This is a genomic window from Paraburkholderia susongensis, from assembly GCF_900177725.1.
Taxonomy (GTDB): Bacteria; Pseudomonadota; Gammaproteobacteria; order Burkholderiales; family Burkholderiaceae; genus Paraburkholderia; species Paraburkholderia susongensis.
The window spans coordinates 333737-353743 of sequence record NZ_FXAT01000002.1 but is presented as its reverse complement, the minus strand read 5'-3'; the positions used below and the strand labels follow the sequence as shown (position 1 = coordinate 353743).

Annotated in this window: 20 protein-coding genes; 9 read left to right on the top strand and 11 right to left on the bottom strand. The window is 59.3% G+C overall.

The window, feature by feature from the left end; all coding sequences use genetic code 11:
* On the bottom strand, positions 1-2478 hold the full coding sequence (locus B9Z01_RS06710) for an ATP-binding cassette domain-containing protein (protein WP_085481468.1): 2478 nt from the start codon (positions 2476-2478) through the stop codon (positions 1-3).
* 16 nt (positions 2479-2494) lie between these two features.
* Entirely contained in the window at positions 2495-3586 is a 1092-nt protein-coding gene (locus tag B9Z01_RS06705; protein ID WP_085481467.1) for a substrate-binding domain-containing protein, read from the bottom strand.
* A gap of 20 nt (positions 3587-3606) precedes the next feature.
* Between B9Z01_RS06705 and B9Z01_RS34705 the strand changes: the two genes are divergently transcribed.
* Positions 3607-3933 (top strand): hypothetical protein, encoded by a 327-nt coding sequence (locus B9Z01_RS34705; RefSeq protein WP_208625898.1) that lies wholly within the window; start codon positions 3607-3609, stop codon positions 3931-3933.
* A gap of 165 nt (positions 3934-4098) precedes the next feature.
* Positions 4099-4383, top strand: coding sequence for a DUF4148 domain-containing protein (locus B9Z01_RS06700; RefSeq protein WP_085481466.1), 285 nt, complete (start codon positions 4099-4101; stop codon positions 4381-4383).
* Positions 4384-4404: 21 nt separating this feature from the next.
* Here B9Z01_RS06700 and B9Z01_RS06695 read toward each other — a convergent pair whose 3' ends face one another.
* On the bottom strand, positions 4405-4947 hold the full coding sequence (locus tag B9Z01_RS06695) for a MarR family winged helix-turn-helix transcriptional regulator (RefSeq protein WP_085481465.1): 543 nt from the start codon (positions 4945-4947) through the stop codon (positions 4405-4407).
* Between the two features lie 297 nt (positions 4948-5244).
* On the opposite strand from B9Z01_RS06695, the gene B9Z01_RS06690 reads away from it, so the two are divergent.
* From B9Z01_RS06690 to B9Z01_RS06675, 4 genes are all read left to right on the top strand, one after another.
* On the top strand, positions 5245-6189 hold the full coding sequence (locus tag B9Z01_RS06690) for a 3-keto-5-aminohexanoate cleavage protein (RefSeq protein ID WP_085481464.1): 945 nt from the start codon (positions 5245-5247) through the stop codon (positions 6187-6189).
* 164 nt (positions 6190-6353) lie between these two features.
* On the top strand, positions 6354-7397 hold the full coding sequence (locus B9Z01_RS06685; protein ID WP_085481463.1) for a cupin domain-containing protein: 1044 nt from the start codon (positions 6354-6356) through the stop codon (positions 7395-7397).
* A 17-nt stretch (positions 7398-7414) separates the two neighbouring features.
* The gene (locus tag B9Z01_RS06680) at positions 7415-7816 is read left to right on the top strand and encodes a nuclear transport factor 2 family protein (protein WP_244195944.1); all 402 of its coding nucleotides are present in this window, start codon (positions 7415-7417) and stop codon (positions 7814-7816) included.
* Between the two features lie 175 nt (positions 7817-7991).
* Positions 7992-9104 (top strand): Gfo/Idh/MocA family protein, encoded by a 1113-nt coding sequence (locus tag B9Z01_RS06675; protein ID WP_085481462.1) that lies wholly within the window; start codon positions 7992-7994, stop codon positions 9102-9104.
* Between the two features lie 98 nt (positions 9105-9202).
* On the opposite strand, the gene B9Z01_RS06670 is transcribed toward B9Z01_RS06675, so the two are convergent.
* Positions 9203-10051 carry an SDR family oxidoreductase gene (locus B9Z01_RS06670; protein WP_085481461.1) on the bottom strand — a complete coding sequence of 283 codons (849 nt, stop codon included), beginning with the start codon at positions 10049-10051 and terminating at the stop codon, positions 9203-9205.
* Between the two features lie 275 nt (positions 10052-10326).
* On the opposite strand from B9Z01_RS06670, the gene B9Z01_RS06665 reads away from it, so the two are divergent.
* A complete protein-coding gene (locus B9Z01_RS06665; protein WP_085481460.1) occupies positions 10327-11268 on the top strand; it encodes an AraC family transcriptional regulator in 942 nt (313 codons plus the stop codon).
* Positions 11269-11416: 148 nt separating this feature from the next.
* Here the strand turns inward: B9Z01_RS06665 and B9Z01_RS06660 are convergent, their stop codons facing one another.
* From B9Z01_RS06660 to B9Z01_RS06640, 5 genes are all read right to left on the bottom strand, one after another.
* Positions 11417-12187, bottom strand: coding sequence for an alpha/beta fold hydrolase (locus tag B9Z01_RS06660; RefSeq protein WP_085481459.1), 771 nt, complete (start codon positions 12185-12187; stop codon positions 11417-11419).
* 221 nt (positions 12188-12408) lie between these two features.
* Positions 12409-13287 carry an alpha/beta fold hydrolase gene (locus B9Z01_RS06655; protein WP_085481458.1) on the bottom strand — a complete coding sequence of 293 codons (879 nt, stop codon included), beginning with the start codon at positions 13285-13287 and terminating at the stop codon, positions 12409-12411.
* Positions 13288-13296: 9 nt separating this feature from the next.
* The gene (locus tag B9Z01_RS06650) at positions 13297-14325 is read right to left on the bottom strand and encodes an alpha/beta fold hydrolase (RefSeq protein ID WP_244195943.1); all 1029 of its coding nucleotides are present in this window, start codon (positions 14323-14325) and stop codon (positions 13297-13299) included.
* A 28-nt stretch (positions 14326-14353) separates the two neighbouring features.
* Entirely contained in the window at positions 14354-15145 is a 792-nt protein-coding gene (locus B9Z01_RS06645) for an alpha/beta fold hydrolase (protein ID WP_244195942.1), read from the bottom strand.
* 107 nt (positions 15146-15252) lie between these two features.
* Positions 15253-16074 carry a sugar phosphate isomerase/epimerase family protein gene (locus B9Z01_RS06640; protein WP_085481455.1) on the bottom strand — a complete coding sequence of 274 codons (822 nt, stop codon included), beginning with the start codon at positions 16072-16074 and terminating at the stop codon, positions 15253-15255.
* Between B9Z01_RS06640 and B9Z01_RS06635 the strand changes: the two genes are divergently transcribed.
* Positions 16057-17049, top strand: coding sequence for an IclR family transcriptional regulator (locus B9Z01_RS06635; protein WP_244195941.1), 993 nt, complete (start codon positions 16057-16059; stop codon positions 17047-17049). The genes B9Z01_RS06640 and B9Z01_RS06635 overlap by 18 nt on opposite strands.
* A gap of 5 nt (positions 17050-17054) precedes the next feature.
* Here B9Z01_RS06635 and B9Z01_RS06630 read toward each other — a convergent pair whose 3' ends face one another.
* Together B9Z01_RS06630 and B9Z01_RS06625 are read right to left on the bottom strand one after the other, a co-directional pair.
* On the bottom strand, positions 17055-17852 hold the full coding sequence (locus B9Z01_RS06630) for a sugar phosphate isomerase/epimerase family protein (protein ID WP_085482041.1): 798 nt from the start codon (positions 17850-17852) through the stop codon (positions 17055-17057).
* Between the two features lie 131 nt (positions 17853-17983).
* Positions 17984-18586, bottom strand: coding sequence for a nuclear transport factor 2 family protein (locus B9Z01_RS06625; RefSeq protein ID WP_085481454.1), 603 nt, complete (start codon positions 18584-18586; stop codon positions 17984-17986).
* 222 nt (positions 18587-18808) lie between these two features.
* On the opposite strand from B9Z01_RS06625, the gene B9Z01_RS06620 reads away from it, so the two are divergent.
* Positions 18809-19882, top strand: a complete 1074-nt coding sequence (locus B9Z01_RS06620) for a Gfo/Idh/MocA family protein (protein ID WP_085481453.1) — start codon at positions 18809-18811, stop codon at positions 19880-19882.
* Positions 19883-20007: the final 125 nt, after the last annotated feature.

Sequence of the window (20007 nt, the reverse complement as noted above, 5' to 3'; positions counted from 1 at the left end):
TCATTTCGCCACCGCCATTTCTCTGCTCTTTGAATAGAGGGCGACAGACACGAGGATCATGCCGCCCAACAGGTAGGACTGCCACGAATCTCCAATGTCGAGAAATGACGTGACCACATTGACCTGGATTATCAGAAGCGCACCGAGCAGGGAACCGATAAAAGATCCGCGTCCGCCAAACAGGCTTGCCCCGCCGATAACGACGGCCGCGATGCTAGCCAACGTGTAGTTGATGCCTGCGCTCGGGTCGCCGGATCCGACCTGAGCCATCATCGGGATAGCGGCGATGCCAGCGAAGAGCGAGCAGCCCACATACGCTGCGAGCAGCGTCAGATGGGACCGTACGCCCGCCATACGCGCAGCTTCCGTCCGCGAGCCCACGCCGCGAAACGCGAGACCCAGGCGGGTCCTGAATAGCGAAAATTCCAACCCGACGGCGAGAATGACCGCAACGATCGAGATAATCGGTATGAATCCGGCCTGCATGCCAATCGTCTCGACTACGGAGTCGGCGATCAAGCCGCCCGGAACCGGACGTAACAGAAGCGAAACCGCCTGCAGGGCCATGTAGGTCGCTAGCGTCGCAACCATGGGATGCAGCCGGAAGGGCCCGACCAGTGTCCAGTTCACCAATCCGACAGCTATGGCGACGAGAAACACGATGACCCACCCCGACAACTGATGGCCCAACGTGGCGCCGTCGTTCAGGAAGAAGGACTGGATAACGACCATCAAGCCCATCAAGGGGCCGACCGACAGGTCGATACCTCCAACCAGCATCAGCGCCTGCTGCCCATAGGCGACGATGGCCAGCGTTGCCACCAGTGCCAGCATTCCACTCAGGTTTCGCGTGGACAGGTAGGTTTCGTTGACATGCGCCGCATACATGCCCAGCGCGCAGACCACGAGTGCAAGCATGGCAATCGGAGCCCAGTCTCCCGCGGCCCATTTCCAGAATCCCGGAATGCTTGCCGAACCCCTCTCACGCTCGGTGGTCGCGGTGAGCACGGCCGACGTGATGTTGTTCTCGCTGACGGCCGCATCGCGCAGTTCCCTGACGATGTGTCCGCGAGAGAAAATCAGCACACGGTCGCACAAACCCGCCACTTCCATTGCGTCCGAGGAGACGACGATGACAGCGGTGCCGGCTGCGGCGGCCTCGCGAAGCACCTTGTATATTTCCATCCGCGCGCCGACATCGACACCCTGCGTTGGTTCGTCGACGAGGAGGACCTCGGGTTTGCTTGCAAGCACGCTCGCGAGTACCAGTTTTTGCTGATTGCCTCCCGACAGGGAGCGGATTGGCGTCTCAACGGACGGCGTCTTGACCGTGAAATCTGCTACAGCGAGTCTGGTGCGCGTTGCTTCGCTTCTTTGGCTGATCCATCCTTTGATGGAATCCAGCGGAAGACTGCGGATCGAAAAGTTCTCGCGCACAGACAGGTCGCCGAAGATGCCTTCCCTGTGCCTGTCGCCGGGAAGGCAGCGAATGCCTGAGGCGGCGGCAGCCTGCGAGCTCTGAAGTTTCGCCGGCTTCCCATTCACGGTGACGCTACCGCGGCTTCGGGCGAGACCGGCCAGGGCGCGCATGAACTCGCGCTGCCCGTTGCCGTCTATGCCGGCGAGGCCCACGATTTCTCCCTGCTGAACCCGAAGCGATACGTCGGTGAAGCCCGCACCGCGCAGCGAGGCCACTTCGATGACAGTGCCGCTGCGGCCATCTCCCGCTTTGGCGGGAAACTCCCGGTCGAGTGCGCCGCCGACGATCAGTTCGACAATCTGCTGCTCACTGAGGCCTGCCGCGTCGTAGGTCCCTTGCCCTTGACCATCGCGGAGCACGGTAAGACGATTGGCGATCTTCTGTACTTCGCGAATGCGGTGCGAGATATAGACGACCGAACAGCCGGACGCGGTGACGCTGCGAATCCGTTCAAAGAGACGGTCGACGTCCTCTGCCAGCAGATGTTCGGTCGGTTCGTCGAGAACCAGAACCTTCGGTTTGGCGGCAAGTGCCTTGACGATCTCGACAATGAAGCGCTGTGCAGGGTTCAGGCTCAAAACACGCTCGCTCGCGTCGATCGCGACGTCGTCACTCCATTGCCGCAGGAGTTGGTGTGCCCACTCCCTTGTCCTCATGAGAGACGGACGTTGCTGCGCAGGTACGCCGAGGTAAAGATTCTCCGCGACGGTCAGATCAGGCATCAAGGCCGGCTCCTGCCGAACGATCGCTAGCCCCAGGCGCCGAGCCTCGTCGGTGTCGCCCCGGGTTTGCATACCGTTGATAACAACGCGCCCGTCTTCGGGGACGAGCGCGCCGGACGCCACTGCCATCAGCGTAGATTTGCCTGCGCCGTTCTCGCCCACGAGACCGTGGACTTCACCGGCGAGCACTGAAAATGTGACGTTATCGAGTGCCCGCACGCCGGGGAAGAGTTTCGTGACGCCGTCAATCTGAAGCAGGGTATTCTGGTCATTCATGATTGATCTCGCGCGATTACTGCTCGAACACTGCCTTGAGCTTTGCAGGGGGGAGAGCGGAGGACAGGTCGGCGTCGGGAGGCGCGCTCGGGTCGCACTTGGGGTCGAGACCCTTGGCGCTGTCGGCGTAGGCGAACGGAAGGACGGCGGGCGACTCGTTGTCTGCCGTGCCCTGATAGGCCGCTACCCCGTGCCGCACGGCAAAGCGCACGTACGTAGTGGTGCCGTCGAGTGTGTAGTAGGGGAATGCGGTGCCCGACTTTTTCGCCGACAGGTAATGGCAGTTCAGCTCGTTATCGCTCGCGATCGTTACGATGGCCGGTACGGGAAGATGGGCCTGTTCGAATGCTTTCGCAGCGGCGAGCGCAGTGACGCCATAGTCGGTGACGATAGCGTCGATGTGCGGGTATTGGGCAATGAGGCCTGCCGTGGCCTTTTGGGCGTCCACGGGGTTCCAGTTCGTCACGACGAACTGATCGTTCAACAGCTTCAGGTCAGGATATTTCCTGAGACCACCTTTCAGGCCGTCCATGAAATTCTGCGACCCGGTTGCGCCAGGCGACCCGCCCAGGAATACGACGTTGCCTTTCTTGAGGGTTGTTCCGAGCCAATCGGCCCAAAGCACGCCGATCTGCTTGGTGTCGCCAACCACATTGACGACATAGTCGCGGCCAGTCACGCCCGGGATCTGTGCCGAATACGGTACAACCGCTACACCGGCCTTCATGGCCGCCCGCATGGCAGGGAGTTGCACGGCGCCAAAATCCGGCAGCATGATAAGAACATTGGCTCCCTGGGCAACCATACTGTTGATGTCCGAGTTCGCCTTCTGCGGGTCACCGTTGGCATTGCTATAAATGACCCGCTTGACGTTCTTGCAGCGGCTTAGCTCATCCTTGACTTCGGCAAGTCCCGTTTTGCGCCAGGTATTGCCGCCATACCCGTCCGACACGCCAACGATCATCGGTTTGGTACCGCAGAGCGGAGTGATATCGCCCTGGTGGCTTGTGAGCGAGTCTTGTGCCGCATGGGCTGCGGTGCAGCTCAGAGCTACAGAAATAAGTAGTCCGATTTTTGCAGCTTGCCAGACCTGAAACTTGTCGAACATGACGATCCTCGATGTAGGTGATGAAGCCGGATTCGAAAACGGTGAACTACATGTCAAAGCAAGGTCCGATGCGCCGCCAGTCGGGCTTTGGAAATCAACGAATCGCTGCTGCGCATGTCGTCATCCTTACTGCTATTAACTACGTACTCCTTTGTTATTTGTGTGATGGAACGCTGCATCCGGTTTTCATCGAGCTCGCGGAGGAGGGCCGCGTGGCGACTCTCACGCCATCTGCGCGATGCAATTTATATGAAATAATGCAACATAGAATTGATTTATATCGAATGATGCGTTTTGGGATGAGCAAAGTCAAGAAACCTGGGGAATCTCCCTGGCGAAGGGTGTGAGAACGCCAAAGTGACAGGCGCGCGTTGGCTTGCAACGCGGCTGCAACAGTGAGTTGGCGAGATGGGTACTTACCCTAGGTGCTTCTTCCTCTTAGACTGTCGTCAACCGTGGCAGAAAGCTGTTTTGCCATGCCACTGACGATCAAATCCAGGAGGTACGAAGTCATGAAATCGTTGAGCAAGGTTGTTCTTGTCGTGGTGCTTGCTGTTGCCCCTGTCGCGTCGTTCGCGCAGTCAGCGTCATCGCTCAGCCGCGCGCAGGTGCGCGCCCAGTTGGTGCAGGTCGAGAGCGCGGGTTACGACCTGCGCGATGGGCTTCACTACCCGCAAAATATCCAGGCTGCTGAAGCGAAAGTCGAGGCACAGAATGCCGCGGCGAAAGATGCGGCCTCTGCCTATGGTGGCGAGGTGGACGGAACGTCCCGATCGGGACATGCCGGCGGCTTTTAAAAGGAGGCTGGCGGAGGGTGGCTAGTCCACCACCGCTTCCTCATTGGACTTATCGAGGAGGTTTTGCGCGATCTGGTGCAAAACCTTCCAGAACGTGAGCATTTCTTCGGGATCCACCCCGTCAAACGAGTTGGAAATCATCTGAACGATTTCCGGCATCAGTTCATCCACCAGACGCCTGCCGTCGTCGGTGAGACTCACGTAGTATTTGCGCCGGTCCTTCGGATCGCGCGTTCTTTTCAAAAGCCCCCGCTTTTCCATGCTGTCCAACGCAGGCACAGCCGTAGTCGAAGCGATTCCCACGCGTTTGCTTAGTTCAAGCTGATTCAGATCACCGCGCTGGGCAAGCGTGCGCAGGTAGTACCAATGCGCAATGGAGACCTTCTTCCGGTCGAGGATCTTCTGAGCCTCGCTGTCGTAGAGACGATGCAGCGTTCGGGTCATCCAGGGAACGGTTCGGCCGCGGTCGTCGAAGATCCCGGTCGGCTCATTTTCCGCTGAGGCGCAGTGCGACTCGATGACATCCAGGGGCATATCGATTGCGGTGGAGTAGGACTTAACCATTCGCTTATTCCTCGACATATAGACGCGATCCGACGTGATCCGGGTCACCCGGACACGGGTTCAGTGACAACCGGCATCCAGAGAATTTCCCTAATGCCCTTGACTTTGTTCGTTCCGAAACACATCATTCGATATAAATCGATTTCGTATAGAATCATCTTAGCACAGATGATTGGATTGCGAGAGCGGTAGGTGTTTCGCTCCTTACATTCCGGGCGGGACGCTTGCTGCGGATCCGATTGTCGTTGGTTCGGAGCTGTCCGAGCCCTTACTTCACCACCTGAGTCGAGGATCATCATGATCGAGAAACTACCCCTCTGGGAAGCCGCCAAGCGTGAAATGGAGGAATACCAATTTATCGCCGGCCCCGAACTGCAGCCCAAATGGGATGTTCCCGAGAAGATCGCAATCAACGCGGCGGTATCAGGCCGCTTCGAATCGAGCACGTCGTTCCAGGAATACGTGGACGCAGCGTCCAGCGTGATCGAGGCGGGTGCATGTGGCGTTCATATTGACTTTTCGTTTATGACGGATGCGCAGGGGCGGCGCCTCGATCGCGACATTCCGCCGGTCGAAGCCTATTCTGCTGTGCTGGAGCCGCTGCGTGCGCGTTTTGGTAACGACTTCGTCGTGAACCTGAACGTGCTCCACGGAACGACGTTCGACATCTGCATGAGTCCGGCGCGTGAGGGACTGACCGAGGTTGCACCATGCGCGCCCGGTCATCCGGAAGCCTTCATGGTGCCGGCCATCGAGGCGCTGGAAGCCGCTGGCGTCAAGCCGGAACTGGCTATCCATAGCTCCGGAGAAATCGAGCTCGCGAAACGCAAGCTCATCGACACGGGCATCCTCAAGAAGCCGTACAACTGGTTGCTTCTGTATGGGCTGCCGTTCAACGTTGGCCGCACCCTGGTTTCGGGTACCTGGGTCAGCAACGCCCAGGACATGACCCGTCACATGTTCCTGATGGTCGATCAGATTCGCCAGATTGATCCGACTTCGGTGATCAGCGTGTGCGCAGCCGGCCGCGCAAGCCTGTACATGACGACGCTTGCCACCATGATGGGGCTGCACATCCGGATCGGCACGGAAGACACCCCGTGGAAGTATCCTAACAGCGACGAGCGTCTGAAGGACAACCTCGAGATGTTCCACATGGCACGCGACATTGCCGGACTGCTCGGGCGCAAACCGGCGACTGCGAACGAGTATCGGACGCTGGTTGGCAAGCCGACGCGCTGAAGTGCGGTTGTAGCGGCGCCGCAAGTGAGATTGCTTCACCAGGTCCGGGTCGTCCAACGTCCGTTGTGACAGATTGAACAACGCGGGCGGGACGGGGACGACCCGTCTGGGCCCTTCACGGAGCGCGCCGGTTGTACGCGTCAGATAGCGAAGGAGAGTGACAGATGACTGATGAGACGAATGATGAAGCGCCTCCTGTGCAGTTGTGGACCCGGGACGGCTTCATGGGTGCGCACTCGGTCGTTACCCGGTCAACCTATGCACCGGACTATGTTTCAGTGCAAGGGCCGCACGCCCCGCGACGAGCGGTCCTTGACCGATTGACGCCCGATGACTGGGACGATGCGCAGGCGTTACCGACAATCGTGGCGACATCCAGACTGGGTGTCAGGTTGCTCGTGTCCGGCAGGCGCAAGCCAATGCCGTATGTCGTTCGAAACGTTGAAGCCGACGAGATTCACTTCATTCAATCGGGTACCGTCAGATTCGAAACGGATGTTGGATCTCTCACGGCGGAGGAAGGCGACTTCGTCTGCATTCCGAAAGCCATAGCGTACCGGTATCAGCCGACCGGAGAGGCGATGCGCAGTGTCATTGTCGAGAGCCCGTCGGCACTCAAGCTCACGCCGCCAGCGCCTACAGGGATGATCAATGTGGCGCGCGATGTGACGTACGCCAAGGTTGGCCCCGACATTCCCGCGGGCGGCCCGACGAAGCTGGTGTTGAAGTGCGCCGACGGAGAGAACACGGTGTTCACCATGCCGCACGATCCGCTTTCGCTCGGCGTTCAGCTGTCGGAGTCGGTTCCTGTATGGAAGATCAATCTGTGCAAAATCCAGGTTCTGACGTATCTGCCGGAAGGCGGTCCGCCTAGCCAGTTCCTGTCATCCGGTACCGGCGATGTTTTGATGTTCAACCTCAGTTCGCGTACTTCCGGCCGGCCGCCGATTCACATCAATGCGGACTTCGATGAAGTGATCTGCTATGTGCGAGGTCCCGGTGCCTGGGGAGGATGTTCGGATCCCGGAACATTGACGTGGGTACCGAAGGGCGTCATTCACCATGGGCCCTCGGAGGATGTTCCAGAGACGTATCAGGCATGGCTGCTGGAAACGCGCGCAACGCTGCGGTGGACGCCGAAGGCGATCGCGGCATCACAGTTGATGGAAACGGGCGAATACGGACCACACCCGAGTGCCGGCAAATGAGTCGACAGGAGAAAAGCATGGAAACCCGGCTTCAACAGTATCTGGACGAGGCGGAAATCAAGCGTGTCCATATTCGGTACTGCAGAGGTATTGACCGGATGGATTGGGATCTCGTCCGGTCGTGTTATCACCCTGACGCGATTGATCGCCATGGGGCGTACAACGGCGGCGTTGAAGGTTTTATCGAATGGGCGGAGGAGCTGTTGCCAGCCTTTGAATGCACGCAGCATTTCACCGGCAATCAGTACGTTCAGCTCGATGGCGATGTGGCATACGCGGAGCACTATGCGCAGGCCAGCCACAGGACCAGGCCTGAAGGCGACAAGCCCGCAATGGACTGGGTCGTGAACGTCCGCTACGTCGACCGGATGGAGCGTCGAAATGGCGTGGCGTATTGCCGATCGGGTTGTCGTGCTTGATTCCCAGCGCTCGGACCCGGTCTCCGCCGACCTCGCGCCACTCGAGAATTCCAACGTTGGGCGGCGCGATAAGGATGATCCGTCCTACAAGTACGGATTCGTATGAAGTGAGTGCGTCGCTTCGGCGACGCACCCGGCAAAGCCGCCGGGAAAACTTGATGGTTTCGAGGATGCAATGGAAAAACGCTTTCGTGTGGGCATGGTCGGTCTGAGCGCCGAGCGCGGATGGGCAACAGCCGCCCATATTCCGGCCTTGCGTGCCCTCTCTGATGTATTCGAGTTGGCGGGCGTGGCAAATACCAGCCTCGCGAGTGCGCAGGCTGCAGCTGCCGCCTTTGGCATTCCACGCGCTTTCGGGAGCGTGGCGGAGCTCGTCGCTTCACCGGACATCGATATCGTGGTTGTAACGGTAAAAGTCCCATACCATAAGGAAGTGGTGGCGGCAGCGCTCGAGGCAGGGAAAAGTGTCTACTGTGAATGGCCGCTCGGGAATGGCCTTGTCGAAGCCACCGAGCTTGCTCAGCTTGCGAACGAAAAGGGCGTGCTAGCCGTTGCTGGGACTCAAGCGGTCGCGTCACCCGAGGTGCAATTCGTGCGCAAGCTCGTTGCTGAAGGCTATGTCGGCGAGGTGTTGTCATCGACATACATCTGCGCCGGCGTTACCTGGGGTGACGAAATACAGCGTGGCGACAGTTACGCGATGGATTCCAGAAACGGCGCAACGCTGCTCTCGGTGATCGGGGGACATGCTATCGCGGCGGTGCACAGTGTGCTGGGGCCGATCCAGGAGGTGGATGCCGTGTTGTCCCAGCGTCGGCAAACCGTGAGGGTCGCGGAAACGGGAGAGCACATCCCGTTGAGGACGCCCGACCACGTGATGATCAACGCCGTGTTGCAATCTGGCGCACCTCTGTCGTTGCAGCTTCGTGGTGGTTTGCCGCGCGGCACCGGGTTGCGATGGGAAATCAATGGAACCGAAGGGGATCTGCGCATCACCGCAGCGTTCGAATACGCTCCTGTGGTGAACATCTCTGCGCTACGGGTGGAGGGTGCCCGCAAAGGCGAGGACAGTTACCAGGAACTCGAGATACCGCGATCGACCGCCCTCGGCCTTGAAGATGCCGTAACCGCTCGAAACGTCGCGGAAGTTTACCGTCTGATGGCTCAGGATCTGCGCCACGGAACCCGCACAGCGCCTGATTTCGATCATGCGCTTGCACTTCATAAAACGCTTCACGCAATTGAACAGTCTGACGAGACCGCTCGACGGGTACGGGTCGCCGGCTAGAGACCCGGGCTGGAAAGCCGTTGCGCCCGCTATTTCCCTGGAGATTGGATTTCTCCGGGAAAGCGGCGCCCATCGCAGGGCGCCGCCCGGCTTTGAAGTTACTCGACAAAGTCCGTCGCTTCGGATGAACCTTTCCATGCATCAAGATCGCGTTGGACCGCCGCGGCTTTCAGCGCCGCCAGTTCGTTGGCGATCTTGCCGGCGAACAGGTGTAACGGTGAATCGGCAACATCCACGGCCTGCATGATCAACGTGGCCAGCTTGTCCGGATCGCCGGCCTGATGACCGTGCAGTGTGTCCAGGTGCAGATCGAGCGACGCCCTGGCTTCGGCGTACTCATCGATCTGCCGTTTGGCCACCGCCAGCGCGCCGCTCGACAAGAACTCCGTGCGCACCGGACCGGGGTACACCACCGTCGCCTTGATGCCGAACTCGGCCACCTCGGCCGCGAGAGACTCGGTCAGGCCGGCGAGCGCGAACTTGCTCGCCACATAGCTGCCCCAGCCTGCGTAGCCGCCCTGGTAACCGACGATCGAGGCGATGTTGATGACATGCCCGCCACGCTGCTCGCGCAGATGCGGGAGCGCGTGCCGCAGTACAGACAGCGGCGCGAACAGGTTGACTTCGAAATTTTGCCGAAGCTCCTCGTCCGACAGGGCTTCGATGGTTCCCTGCTGCGCGTAGCCAGCGTTATTGACAATCACATCGATCTTGCCGAAGGTCCTTATGGTCTGTGCGACGGCCGAGCGCACGCTCTGGTCATGGGTCAGGTCCACTTGCAGCGGAAGAAACTGCCCCGAGGCGGGGCCGATTGCCTCGGTCAGCGACGCCACGGTTCGCGAGGTCGCGGCGACGCGATCGCCTCGCGCGAGGAGTTGCCGCACGAGTCGTTGACCGATGCCTTTCGATGCGCCGGTGACGAACCAGATTTTCGTAGAATTGCTCATGATAATTTCCTTGATAAATAAGCAGTGCAAACTTAAGCAAATGTCATGATTTAAAAGAACTCGGTCAGCACCTTACTTGAGCGCTACGCTCATGCCGCCGTCTCCCGGGCACTTCGGCTGTACCGTGCAACCGATGACCCATCTTATGAGCCGGGCGCCTGCATGCGAATACACACGGCAATCGCGGTATTGCCTATTCCTATTGAATTGGAATGCTGCCGGTCGATCGTATCCAGTAGAATTCCCCCACCTGATCCGGTGAAAGAGGAACCCTCGTGACAGTAGCCGACAACCCGGTCTCCGCAAGGATGGTGAGCCTGCTTCAGCGTCTGGCGCCGAATGAGGGGTATACCCAGTCCGCACTCGAAGGCGTGCGGTTCATGCGCTCGAACCGGCCGCTCGGGCGCACGCCAGTGCTATACGAGCCAAGCATCGTGATCGTGTGCCAGGGGCGCAAGCTGGGTTTTCTGGGCGAGGAGGTGTATGTCTACGATGCCCAGCATTATCTGATCCTGTCCGTGCCGCTGCCGTTCTCGACTGAAACCGAAGCGAGCGAGTCCGAGCCGATGCTTGCCGTGTCGTTGCGCCTCGATCTGATCGAGTTGAGTGACCTGATACTGACGATCGATCGCGGCGGATTCCACCAGCAAGGTGTACCGCTAGGGATCGTGTCGACGCCGCTCGAGGGAGACCTCGCCGAAGCGGCCTTGCGCTTGCTGCAAGCCCTGACGTCACCTCTCGACGCCGAGGTACTGGGGCCTGCAATCGTGCGGGAGATCTGCTACCGGGTATTGATCGGAGAACGTGGCGCAGCGATGAGGGCTGCGCTCGCGCATCAGGGCCGCTTCGGCAGGGTGGCGAAAGCGCTGCGGCGCATCCACACCGACTATGCCCAGCCATTGGATGTCAGCCGTCTCGCGGAAGAGGCGGGAATGAGCGTGCCCGCGTTTCACGTCAACTTCAGAACCGTCACGCTGACCACCCCGATCCAGTACATCAAGTCGACGCGTCTGCATCAGGCGCGCCTGCTGATGATTCGCGACGGTTTGACGGCCGCCTCCGCTGCGGCGCGTGTCGGTTACGAAAGTCCTTCGCAGTTCAGTCGCGAGTTCAAGCGTTTTTTCGGACGCTCGCCTGTCGATGAGGCTCGAGATATGCGGGCATCGTTCGCGCTATCTCCAGCTGCAACAATCGACGATTTCGCTGCGTCTCACTGACGGATGACTTCGTACGCAACCCGCTTCGTCGCGTGGCGTGAATTCACTGAACTCATCCAAAATCCGTCCCGGGCTTTCCAGGATCTGCGCGTCTTTGCCGTCTTTCCTGCTTTGGTGCTTTGGTGCGGCAAGTCGACAAAGCCGAAAACTATGTAAGCGTCATCAGTAGATTGGCGAGCTCGACCGGCATATCAACCATCACATCGTGACCGCACGGTACCGTGGAGACGCGCCAACCTGCTTTTCCGGTGACCTGCCTGGCGAAATACGGAAAAGGACTCGGATCCCATCCTTCGGCAAGAATGAACAACCGATCTTCGATCGCCGATCCGCGTCCCGTGAGAAGGATTTGATTCTCGAACGTGGCGAGTGCCTGAGGCGAACAACGGCGGTCGATCCACGCGTGGTTCTTCGGCTCTACGTTGAAGGCCGCTGCCGGGATTGGCTGTGTCAAACCACTGTTACCGGTCATTGCGCTTGTTCGAAAGGCCGATAGAAATGCACCGGCGTTCTCTTTGGATAGCGCCACCTGAAGGCAATCGTTGAGCGACTGCGCGTGCTCGGGAACGAAGGCGTCCAGGTAGACCAGAGACTTGATGCGATCGCTCATGCGGTCAGCCACACCGGTAATGACCATGCCGCCATAGGAGTGGCCGAGGAGGACAACGTCCGAGAGCTCCTCGGCCTCCAGCACGCCACACACATCGCGGATGTGAGTTTCCAGCGTGATGTTCTGGTTGTTGAGATGCGCCCGCTCGCCGACGCCCGTGAGGGTGGGGGTGTAGACGGTGTGGCCGGACGCGCGCAACACACGTGCGGTGTCGCGGTAGCACCAGCCGCCATGCCAGGCGCCGTGCAAAAGCACGAAAGTTGTAGGCGCCTTATCGCGTGACTCCTGATTCCTGCGTTCCAATTCCATGTCGACTCCAGTTTACTTTGCAGATACCCGGTTGGGCTCCGTGCGGCTCTCGCTCAACTGAGTTGCTAACGAAGCGAGAACGATGAGGGTTATTTAGATTTTCGACATCACCTGGTTCTACTATGCGATACCTTCGCTTCGCTGGACCGGGCACTTGCTCATGTGCCACTGCGCTTGCCCGGCCTGATCGAGGTGGCGCGGCTTGCACGCTATTCGGCCCGTCAGGAGAAAAATTGTAGAAGCGCCGTTGCGGTTTCGACGGGGGCCTCCTCGGGCAAAAAATGCCCGCACGAGATGGCGCGACCATCCACTACGTTCGCCCAGCGGCGCCATTTTTCCAACGGGGAATTCGCCGCTGGCGTTTCTTGTCCCCAAAGAACGAAAACAGGCGCTTCAATGGTTCGGACGCCCCGTTCAGAATCGTCCAGCTCACGGTCAAAGGTCCATGCTGCCCGATAGTCTTCGCACATAGCGTGTATCGCGGCGGGGTCGCTGATACTTTTCAGATAGTCGGCGACGTTCGACGGATCGAACCGAAAGCCTTTGGATGCATGCGCGCTCAACATGGTCTCGACGTAGAAGGCGGGATCGTTGCCGATCATGCGCTCCGGAAACGGTTCGTCGAGCGCCTGAAACGCCCAGTGCCAGAAACGCAATGCAGAATGCTGGTCGAATGCCGCCATCGCGTCGCTCGTCGGTACGATATCGAGCACGGCAAGACGGTCGATGCGCTCGGGATGGTCGAGCGCAAGACGGTAGGCGACACGTCCTCCGCGATCGTGTCCGGCCACGCTGAAGCGCCCGAATCCGAGGGCGTCCATCGTCGCTATCTGGTCTAGTGCCAACTCGCGCTTCGAGTAGGCCGAGTGATCGCCGCCACCGCGCGGTTTGTCGCTTCGGCCATATCCGCGAAGGTCGGGTACGACCACCGTGAAGTGTTCCGCCAGCGCCGGTGCGACTGCGCTCCAGCAGACCCGCGTCTGTGGCGCGCCATGCAATAAAAGAAGTGGCGGACCTGAACCGCCAACGAGCGAATCGATCTGGACACCGTGACCGGCAAGCCGGCGCGATTCGAATCCTTCGATATGACCTGTTTCCATATAACCTCATTACGCAGTTTCATTCGATATGAATCCGCTCACCGCCTTGGCGAATTCGACAGGCCGCTCTTCGGGAACGTAGTGACCACAGTCGTCAATGACGACGTCCGAGACATTCGTCGCGACACGTCGAAGCGTCCGAGCGGAAGCCGCCCCATAACCCCATTGCCCGCCTATACTCAACGCGGGCATCGAAAGCGGTGTCTTGCCCCAGATGACGTTGTCTTGCCGGTCGCGCGGCAAGGCCCTGTAGTAACTAAAGGAGCAACGCAAAGCGCCTGGACGCGCGAGCGCCTGGGCGTAGACGTCGATGTCGCTGTTGCTGATCGAATCGGGATCGAATACGCCAACGGACTCCCGGCGCACGAAGTGGTTCACGAAGAGAAATTCGCGACCTTCGACGAGCGATTCCGATATGTCGCCGGCCATGTTGAAGCCGAAGTGCCAGCTTCCACCGCGCGATACGTCCATCGCTTCTTCCTGTCCGAATGCCGGAAGACTGCTTTCGACAAAGACGAAGTGGCTGACCGCTTCCGGCCACTGGGCAGCGTAAGCATACGCAACGTGGCCACCCAGATCGTGACCGACGATCGCCATCCTTTCTATACCCAGCGCTTCGATCAACTCGTGAAGCCTTTGCGCGATGGTCTTCTTGTCGAAGCCCGACTCGGGTTTCGAGGAATCGCCGAAGCCGGGGAGGTCGGGCGCGATGACGTCGAACTGCTGACTCAGCAGAGGCATGACACGCCGCCACGCCCAGGATGTTTGCGGCCAACCATGCAGAAGCAGCACGGTTTGCCTGGCATTTGCCGCTGTGCTGCGACGATAGGCTAGTCGTCCATCATGCAGGCGGTGAGAGCGAAACGGAATGTTTTCGTGGATCATCCTGATTCTCTTGCGAAGGTGGCGACATCTTCGATACCCGACGCTGGCATGTCGGCAGACGCGACATCGGAATAGAACGATGCGAATCTGGAAGGAACACAAGGGCCGGCCGTCCAGGAATGTCTTGATGTCGATTTTCGATTCGGCTTCCACGCCAGGTCTCCTTGGTCTTTTTGTTTTTTCACCCGCAGAATTGAAATATCGCGTCGATGACGCGCCCGGGCTGCTCTTCGGCGACGAAATGACCGGCATCTGGAATCGAGACGCTCGTCACTTTCGACGACACCGTGCCGAGACGTTCGCCGACGCGGCCTGCCCAGCGCCTTTCGCCGCCAATGGCGAGCACCGGGAGTTCTTCGGGAAGTCGTCCTGCACTGCGGTTGTCGATTGCGTCCTGAGGGAACTGGCGGTACATCTCCATGGCCGAGCGAAACGCGCCCGGCTGCCGGTATGCCTCGACATACTCGTTGATGTCCGAAAGGGAGATCGAGCCTCGGCGGAATGTTTGCTGATGGATGAACGAACTGATGTACACGTGCTCCCGCCCGCCGACGATCAAGGCTTCAGGCAGATCGCGCTTTTGATGAAAGGCGAAATGCCAGACACGCGGATCCGAGATCACCTGATCCCAATCGCCGATACCGGGAAGGGTCACATCGATGATCGTGAGCGAACGCGCGGGATAGCAGCTTGCGTAAGCGTAGGCAATCATCCCGCCGATATCGTGGCCGACAATATGCGCGGGTGCTCCGTGCAGGCTCTCGACGAGAGCGTGGAGATCGGCGGCCATCTCGCGCTTCGTATATCCGCCCGCTGGTTTGTCGGATAAGCCGACGCCCTTGAGGTCCGGCGCGACGACGGTATATCGCTCTCCCAGTTCGGCGATGACGCCGTTCCAGCACCACCAGTTTTGCGGGAAGCCGTGGATGAGGAGCATCAGCGGCGCGGAACCCAGCGCCTTGCCACCGATCACGTAGTGCAGATTGACATCGTTCACGATTGCAGACCGGTGTTCGAACGACGAGGGCATTGGGACAGCATCTTGAGAAGAACGCATGGTAGAAAGGTCCGTTAGTTCGGTTAATCGATTGCGCTGCGCTTGAGCGCATCGGCAGACGCGCTCAAATCCTCCAGTGGTGACGAGGAAATGATCTCGAGAATGGAGGTTGCGGAAACTCCCGTTTCTTTCAGTGCGCTCAGGATTTCATCGAAGCGCACCGTTCCAAGGCCGACACGGTCATGGCGCCACTGGCTGCGTGTGCCATCGGAAAGATGCAGTTGCCCGATGCGCTTGCCAGACCGCCTGATCGCGCCGGACTGATCTTCTCCGACGAATTCGGCGTTCGAGACGTCGTAGGCAATCTGAAGTTTTTCATGGGCCAGCCCATCGAGAAAGGCAAGCATCGCGTCGGTGGTCGGAATGGGCGTTTGCGGATGAAGCTCGACGAAGATCTTCTTATCGAGCCGCTCGGCAATCCGAAGAAGCTGTTCCAGGCTGTCTCGAAGCAACGGTTCCGAATCTTCGGGCGGCGGCGGAAACAGCGATGAAACCCTGCCGGGAACCACGACTACGGCGCGGGCGCCGAGATCGGCGGCGAGTTGCATCGTGCGGACATACAGGTCAACGGAGTAGCGCCGGAATTCTTCGACGCGACTGACGAGGTTGAGATCGAGCGCCGGAAGATTGAGCGACTCGATGCGGATGCCTTCGTTTCTCAAGACGGCCGCGAGGCCGGACCGATCCGTTGCGGAAAGCTCATCGGGCCAAAGATGACCGGGGACGACCAGCACGTCGAAGTCGTTCAGGTCCAGCTTCTGCATCTTCCGCATCGCGGCGAGCGCTGTGTCTTGCCACATGAATGAGAAAGTGCTTCCCCCAAAGCCTTGCGCGATGCTTTCCATGCTTTCCTCGCAAGTATGCGTCGTTCAGTTGAAGTTCAATCGGTTAATCCAATTGTGAACTTGTTCTTGGTAAGGAACAAGAATTATTTGGTGATTCTGCTCTTGAGCGGATGCGCAAGCCCTCAGCCCGGCCTGCTTGACATTTACCCGACGCGGTATACCATGTTCCCATATATGAACAAGGACCAGATGACCATGCGCACGAACGATGTCGAGACAGCGAGTACCGTGAAATCGGCCGACCGAACCTTGGACCTGCTAGAGCTTCTGGCTCAATGGGGCCGTGAAATGTCGCATGTGGAAATAGCCGAGGCGCTCGGCATCCCGAAGAGCAGCTTGACGAAGCTGATTCGCAATCTCACGGACCGCGGCTACTTGCGCTTCGTGGCCGAGACCAAGCGCTACCGGCTCGGCGACGCCATTCTTAAGCTCGCACAGCAGTCGAACCAGGTGCGCAGCCTGATCGCGTGTGCGGAGCCGGTTTTGCGCGACATCACGCAGCAGACCGCGGAATCGTGTGCGCTCAACCAACTGAAGGGCGAGCAGGTCGAAGTCGTGGCCACGGTCATCAGTCAGCAGCGCCTGCAATCGCACATGCGGCTCGGTGATCTCGCGCCGCTCTATGCCGTGTCCGGCGGCAAGGCGATTCTTGCTTATCTTCCTGACGTGATGCGTGAGGAATACATGCGTGCGGTCACGTTCGAGCGCTTCACGAAGAACACGATCTCCACCAAGAAAGCCTTGCTCGCCACGCTGGAAGACGTGCGCAAGAAAGGTTTCGCGCATTCCATGGAAGAATTCACGCCGGGCATCGTGGGTGTCGGTGTGCCCATCCTGTCAGCGAGCGGCTTCCCGCTCGGATCGTTGAATCTTGCGATACCGGTCGTACGTTATTCGAAGGAGATCGGCGAACGGGCAGTCGCCATTCTCACCACGTCGGCGGCGCGGATCCAGCGTCAGTACTTCGTGGAATGACACGCTCAGGCGAGAAAGCGATGCATTCTTTCCATGATCGTGCGCGCCTGTTGATCGAATGGGCGGCCGCGTAATTCTCGTGTCGGGGCTTCGACAGCAAGCGTCAGGTCGGCGGGCAGTTTCGCAAGAACCTCACGCAAGGGGAGTTCGCCATCGCCCGGCAGCAGGCGCGCGGTGCGCGCTTCCGTTCGTCGCTCATCCACGGAGGCGGGCGAAGCGCGTGGGGCGTCGCATATCTGAATGTATTCGATGAGGCGTGTTTCTACATTGCCGATGTCCTCCACGCTGGCGCCGGAGCGAAACACCTGCAGCGTGTCGATCAGGATGCGCGCATTCGGCTGGCGGCTTGCATGGATCAGCGAGAGCGCGTCATCTAGCGTGCCGACAGGGCAATAGGTGATCAGTTCGAGGCCGACGGTCAGTTCGAAGCGTGCGGCGGCTTCGCACAGTGCGCTGAATGTGTCGGTAAGGCGAGAGCGGTCGTCGTCGTAGCCCACGGCAAGAGCGTGCTTCGCGCCAAGGCGATGCCCTGCCTCCAGCGCCGGCAGCAAGTCTTCGATCCGCGTGCTGGCCTGTAACCAGATTGCCTCGATATCGAGCAGGCGCACACCGGTCGCGTCCATTCGCGCCGCGAGTTCTCGCATGAGAACGGCATCGTGCGCCACGTCGATGATGGAATCTGCCACGGTCGGCGCGACGACGCGCAGGCCGTAGTAGTCAAATCCGCCTGCATGCGCGGCGTCGACGAGCTGCAGCGGGTGCGCGTCGAGCATGGTCAGGTGATGCAAGGAAAGCTTGTGCACGAGTCCTTCCATTAGCTTCAGGGTTTATCTGGAAGCACGAACCGGTACGCAATCAGTGACGTGCCCGGTGCAACTTCGTGGCTGCCTCGCCGGCCTGTCCGTCCATGCCTGACAGCTTCGAAATCCGTCTCTCATGACAGTGTTCCCGTATCGAGCCACGCGCGGCCGAGCGCGTAGAGCGCCTCGACGGCGGGACCCGTGAGTCCGGGCATGTCGCGTTTGACGTCGTAGCCGATCTTCGTCTGAATATACGCGAGATGACGATAACCCTCTGGGAAGCGGCCGAGTATTTCGGCATCGAGATCCAGCCTCATGCCGGTTTCGACAGGATCGAGGCGGTCTTTCTCATAGATCGGCTGACGCAGGCGCAGCAGCCATTCGCCATCCATCTTTTCATAGAAATCGTAGAAGCGCCCGGTGCACACGACATCGCAGCGATGGCCTTCTACGTCGCCACGTTGCGAGATGGTCATCTTGGTCTGCGCGATCGCACGTGTACCCGCGAGATCGATGGATGTACCACCGAGGAAATGCAGGATGCTGACGCCGCGTGCCCAACCCTCTCGCGTCACGCGAATGAACTCAGGTCCGCTGCCCTGAAACCAGGTGGCCATCATCACGCCTTGCGGATGCCACAGTGTCGCGAACCGTTCCCAGTCTCCGGCATCCCGCCACACGGCCCAATTTTCGATTGCTTCGCGGATGGCCAGACGATCAAGTATCGCAGTGTTCATGGATATCCTTTAGTTTATATTTGGAAACATGTTCACATGGTGATTTCAATATGACATGGAGTCAAGCCAGTTTTGACGATTTCCGAAGAAACCCTTGTTTGTTCCTGTAGGGGAACGGGGAAGGAAAAGTTGTTGACATCCCGTTCGTCCGGTTTCTAAACTTTGATAATGCACGTATGACAACGTGGTCACATATAGAAACTCGCAAGGGGCGTCAGGAAAATGTCGAAAATCAATATCGCGGTAGTCGGAGCGGGAGTCATCGGCAAGCGTCATATGCAGGAGATTGCGAGTAGCGATCAATGCAGGCTCGTGGCAATCGCCGATCCATCCTCTGAAGCCGAACACCAGGCCGGTACGCTGGGCGTAGCGCTTTATAAGGACTATCGCAAGCTGCTCGATACGGAGCGCGCCGATGCGGTCATCGTGTGCACACCGAACAGCACGCATGTGGAAGTTGGAATGGCGTGTATCGACCGTGGGATTCCGGTACTCATCGAGAAACCGATTGCCGATGACCTCGCATCCGCCCGCGCACTCGCCGAGGCTTCGCGCACTGCGCGAGTGCCGGTGCTCGTTGGGCATCACCGTCGGCACAACCCGATGGTGCGGACCGCAAAGAAGGTGATAGGCGAGGGCCACATCGGCAAGCTGGTGGTTGCGAACATCATGTGTCTCGTTTATAAGCCCGACGCTTATTTTGACGTGCCTTGGCGTCGCCGTACCGGAGGCGGGCCAATTCTCATCAACATGATTCACGAGATCGATCTGATCCGGCATCTTTGTGGAGAAGTCGCTTCGGTTCAGGCGGTATCGTCGAGCAGGACCCGGGCGCACGAGGTCGAGGATTCAGCTGCTTGCACGCTCGAACTCGATAACGGAACGGTCGCGAACATCAGTCTCTCCGATACCGCCGCGACGCCGTGGAGCTGGGATACCGCCGCGGGAGAAGACCGTCAGCTCTTCGACTACTGTCCGGTGCCAACGCATTTCTTCGCGGGCACGAATGGTGCGCTTTCATTGCCGGACAGAACGCTCTGGTCATATGACGGTGAGAAAGGCCGTCATCGCCCGATTCATGGCGAGTGCACTCCAATGGAGGAAGAGAACACCTATGCAAATCAATTGCGCCATTTCATCGATGTCGTGAACGGCGCGGCTGAGCCGCTCATCGACGCGCACGATGCCGCGCGGACGCTCGCGGCGACCCTCGCGGTCGCGGAGGCCGCGAAAACGGGTCTGAAGATCGATATGAACGCGGATACCCGGTTCAGAGCACGCGACACCATTGCATGAAGCGGCGCGCGCACAAGAAAAAAAATAAGGAGACGCCGATGTCCGCTGGCTGACCGCTTCGGCAGACGCAAGGTCGTGACCGATGCCGTTTTCTTCTTCGGTCTGATGAGCCTGCTTTCGGCGTG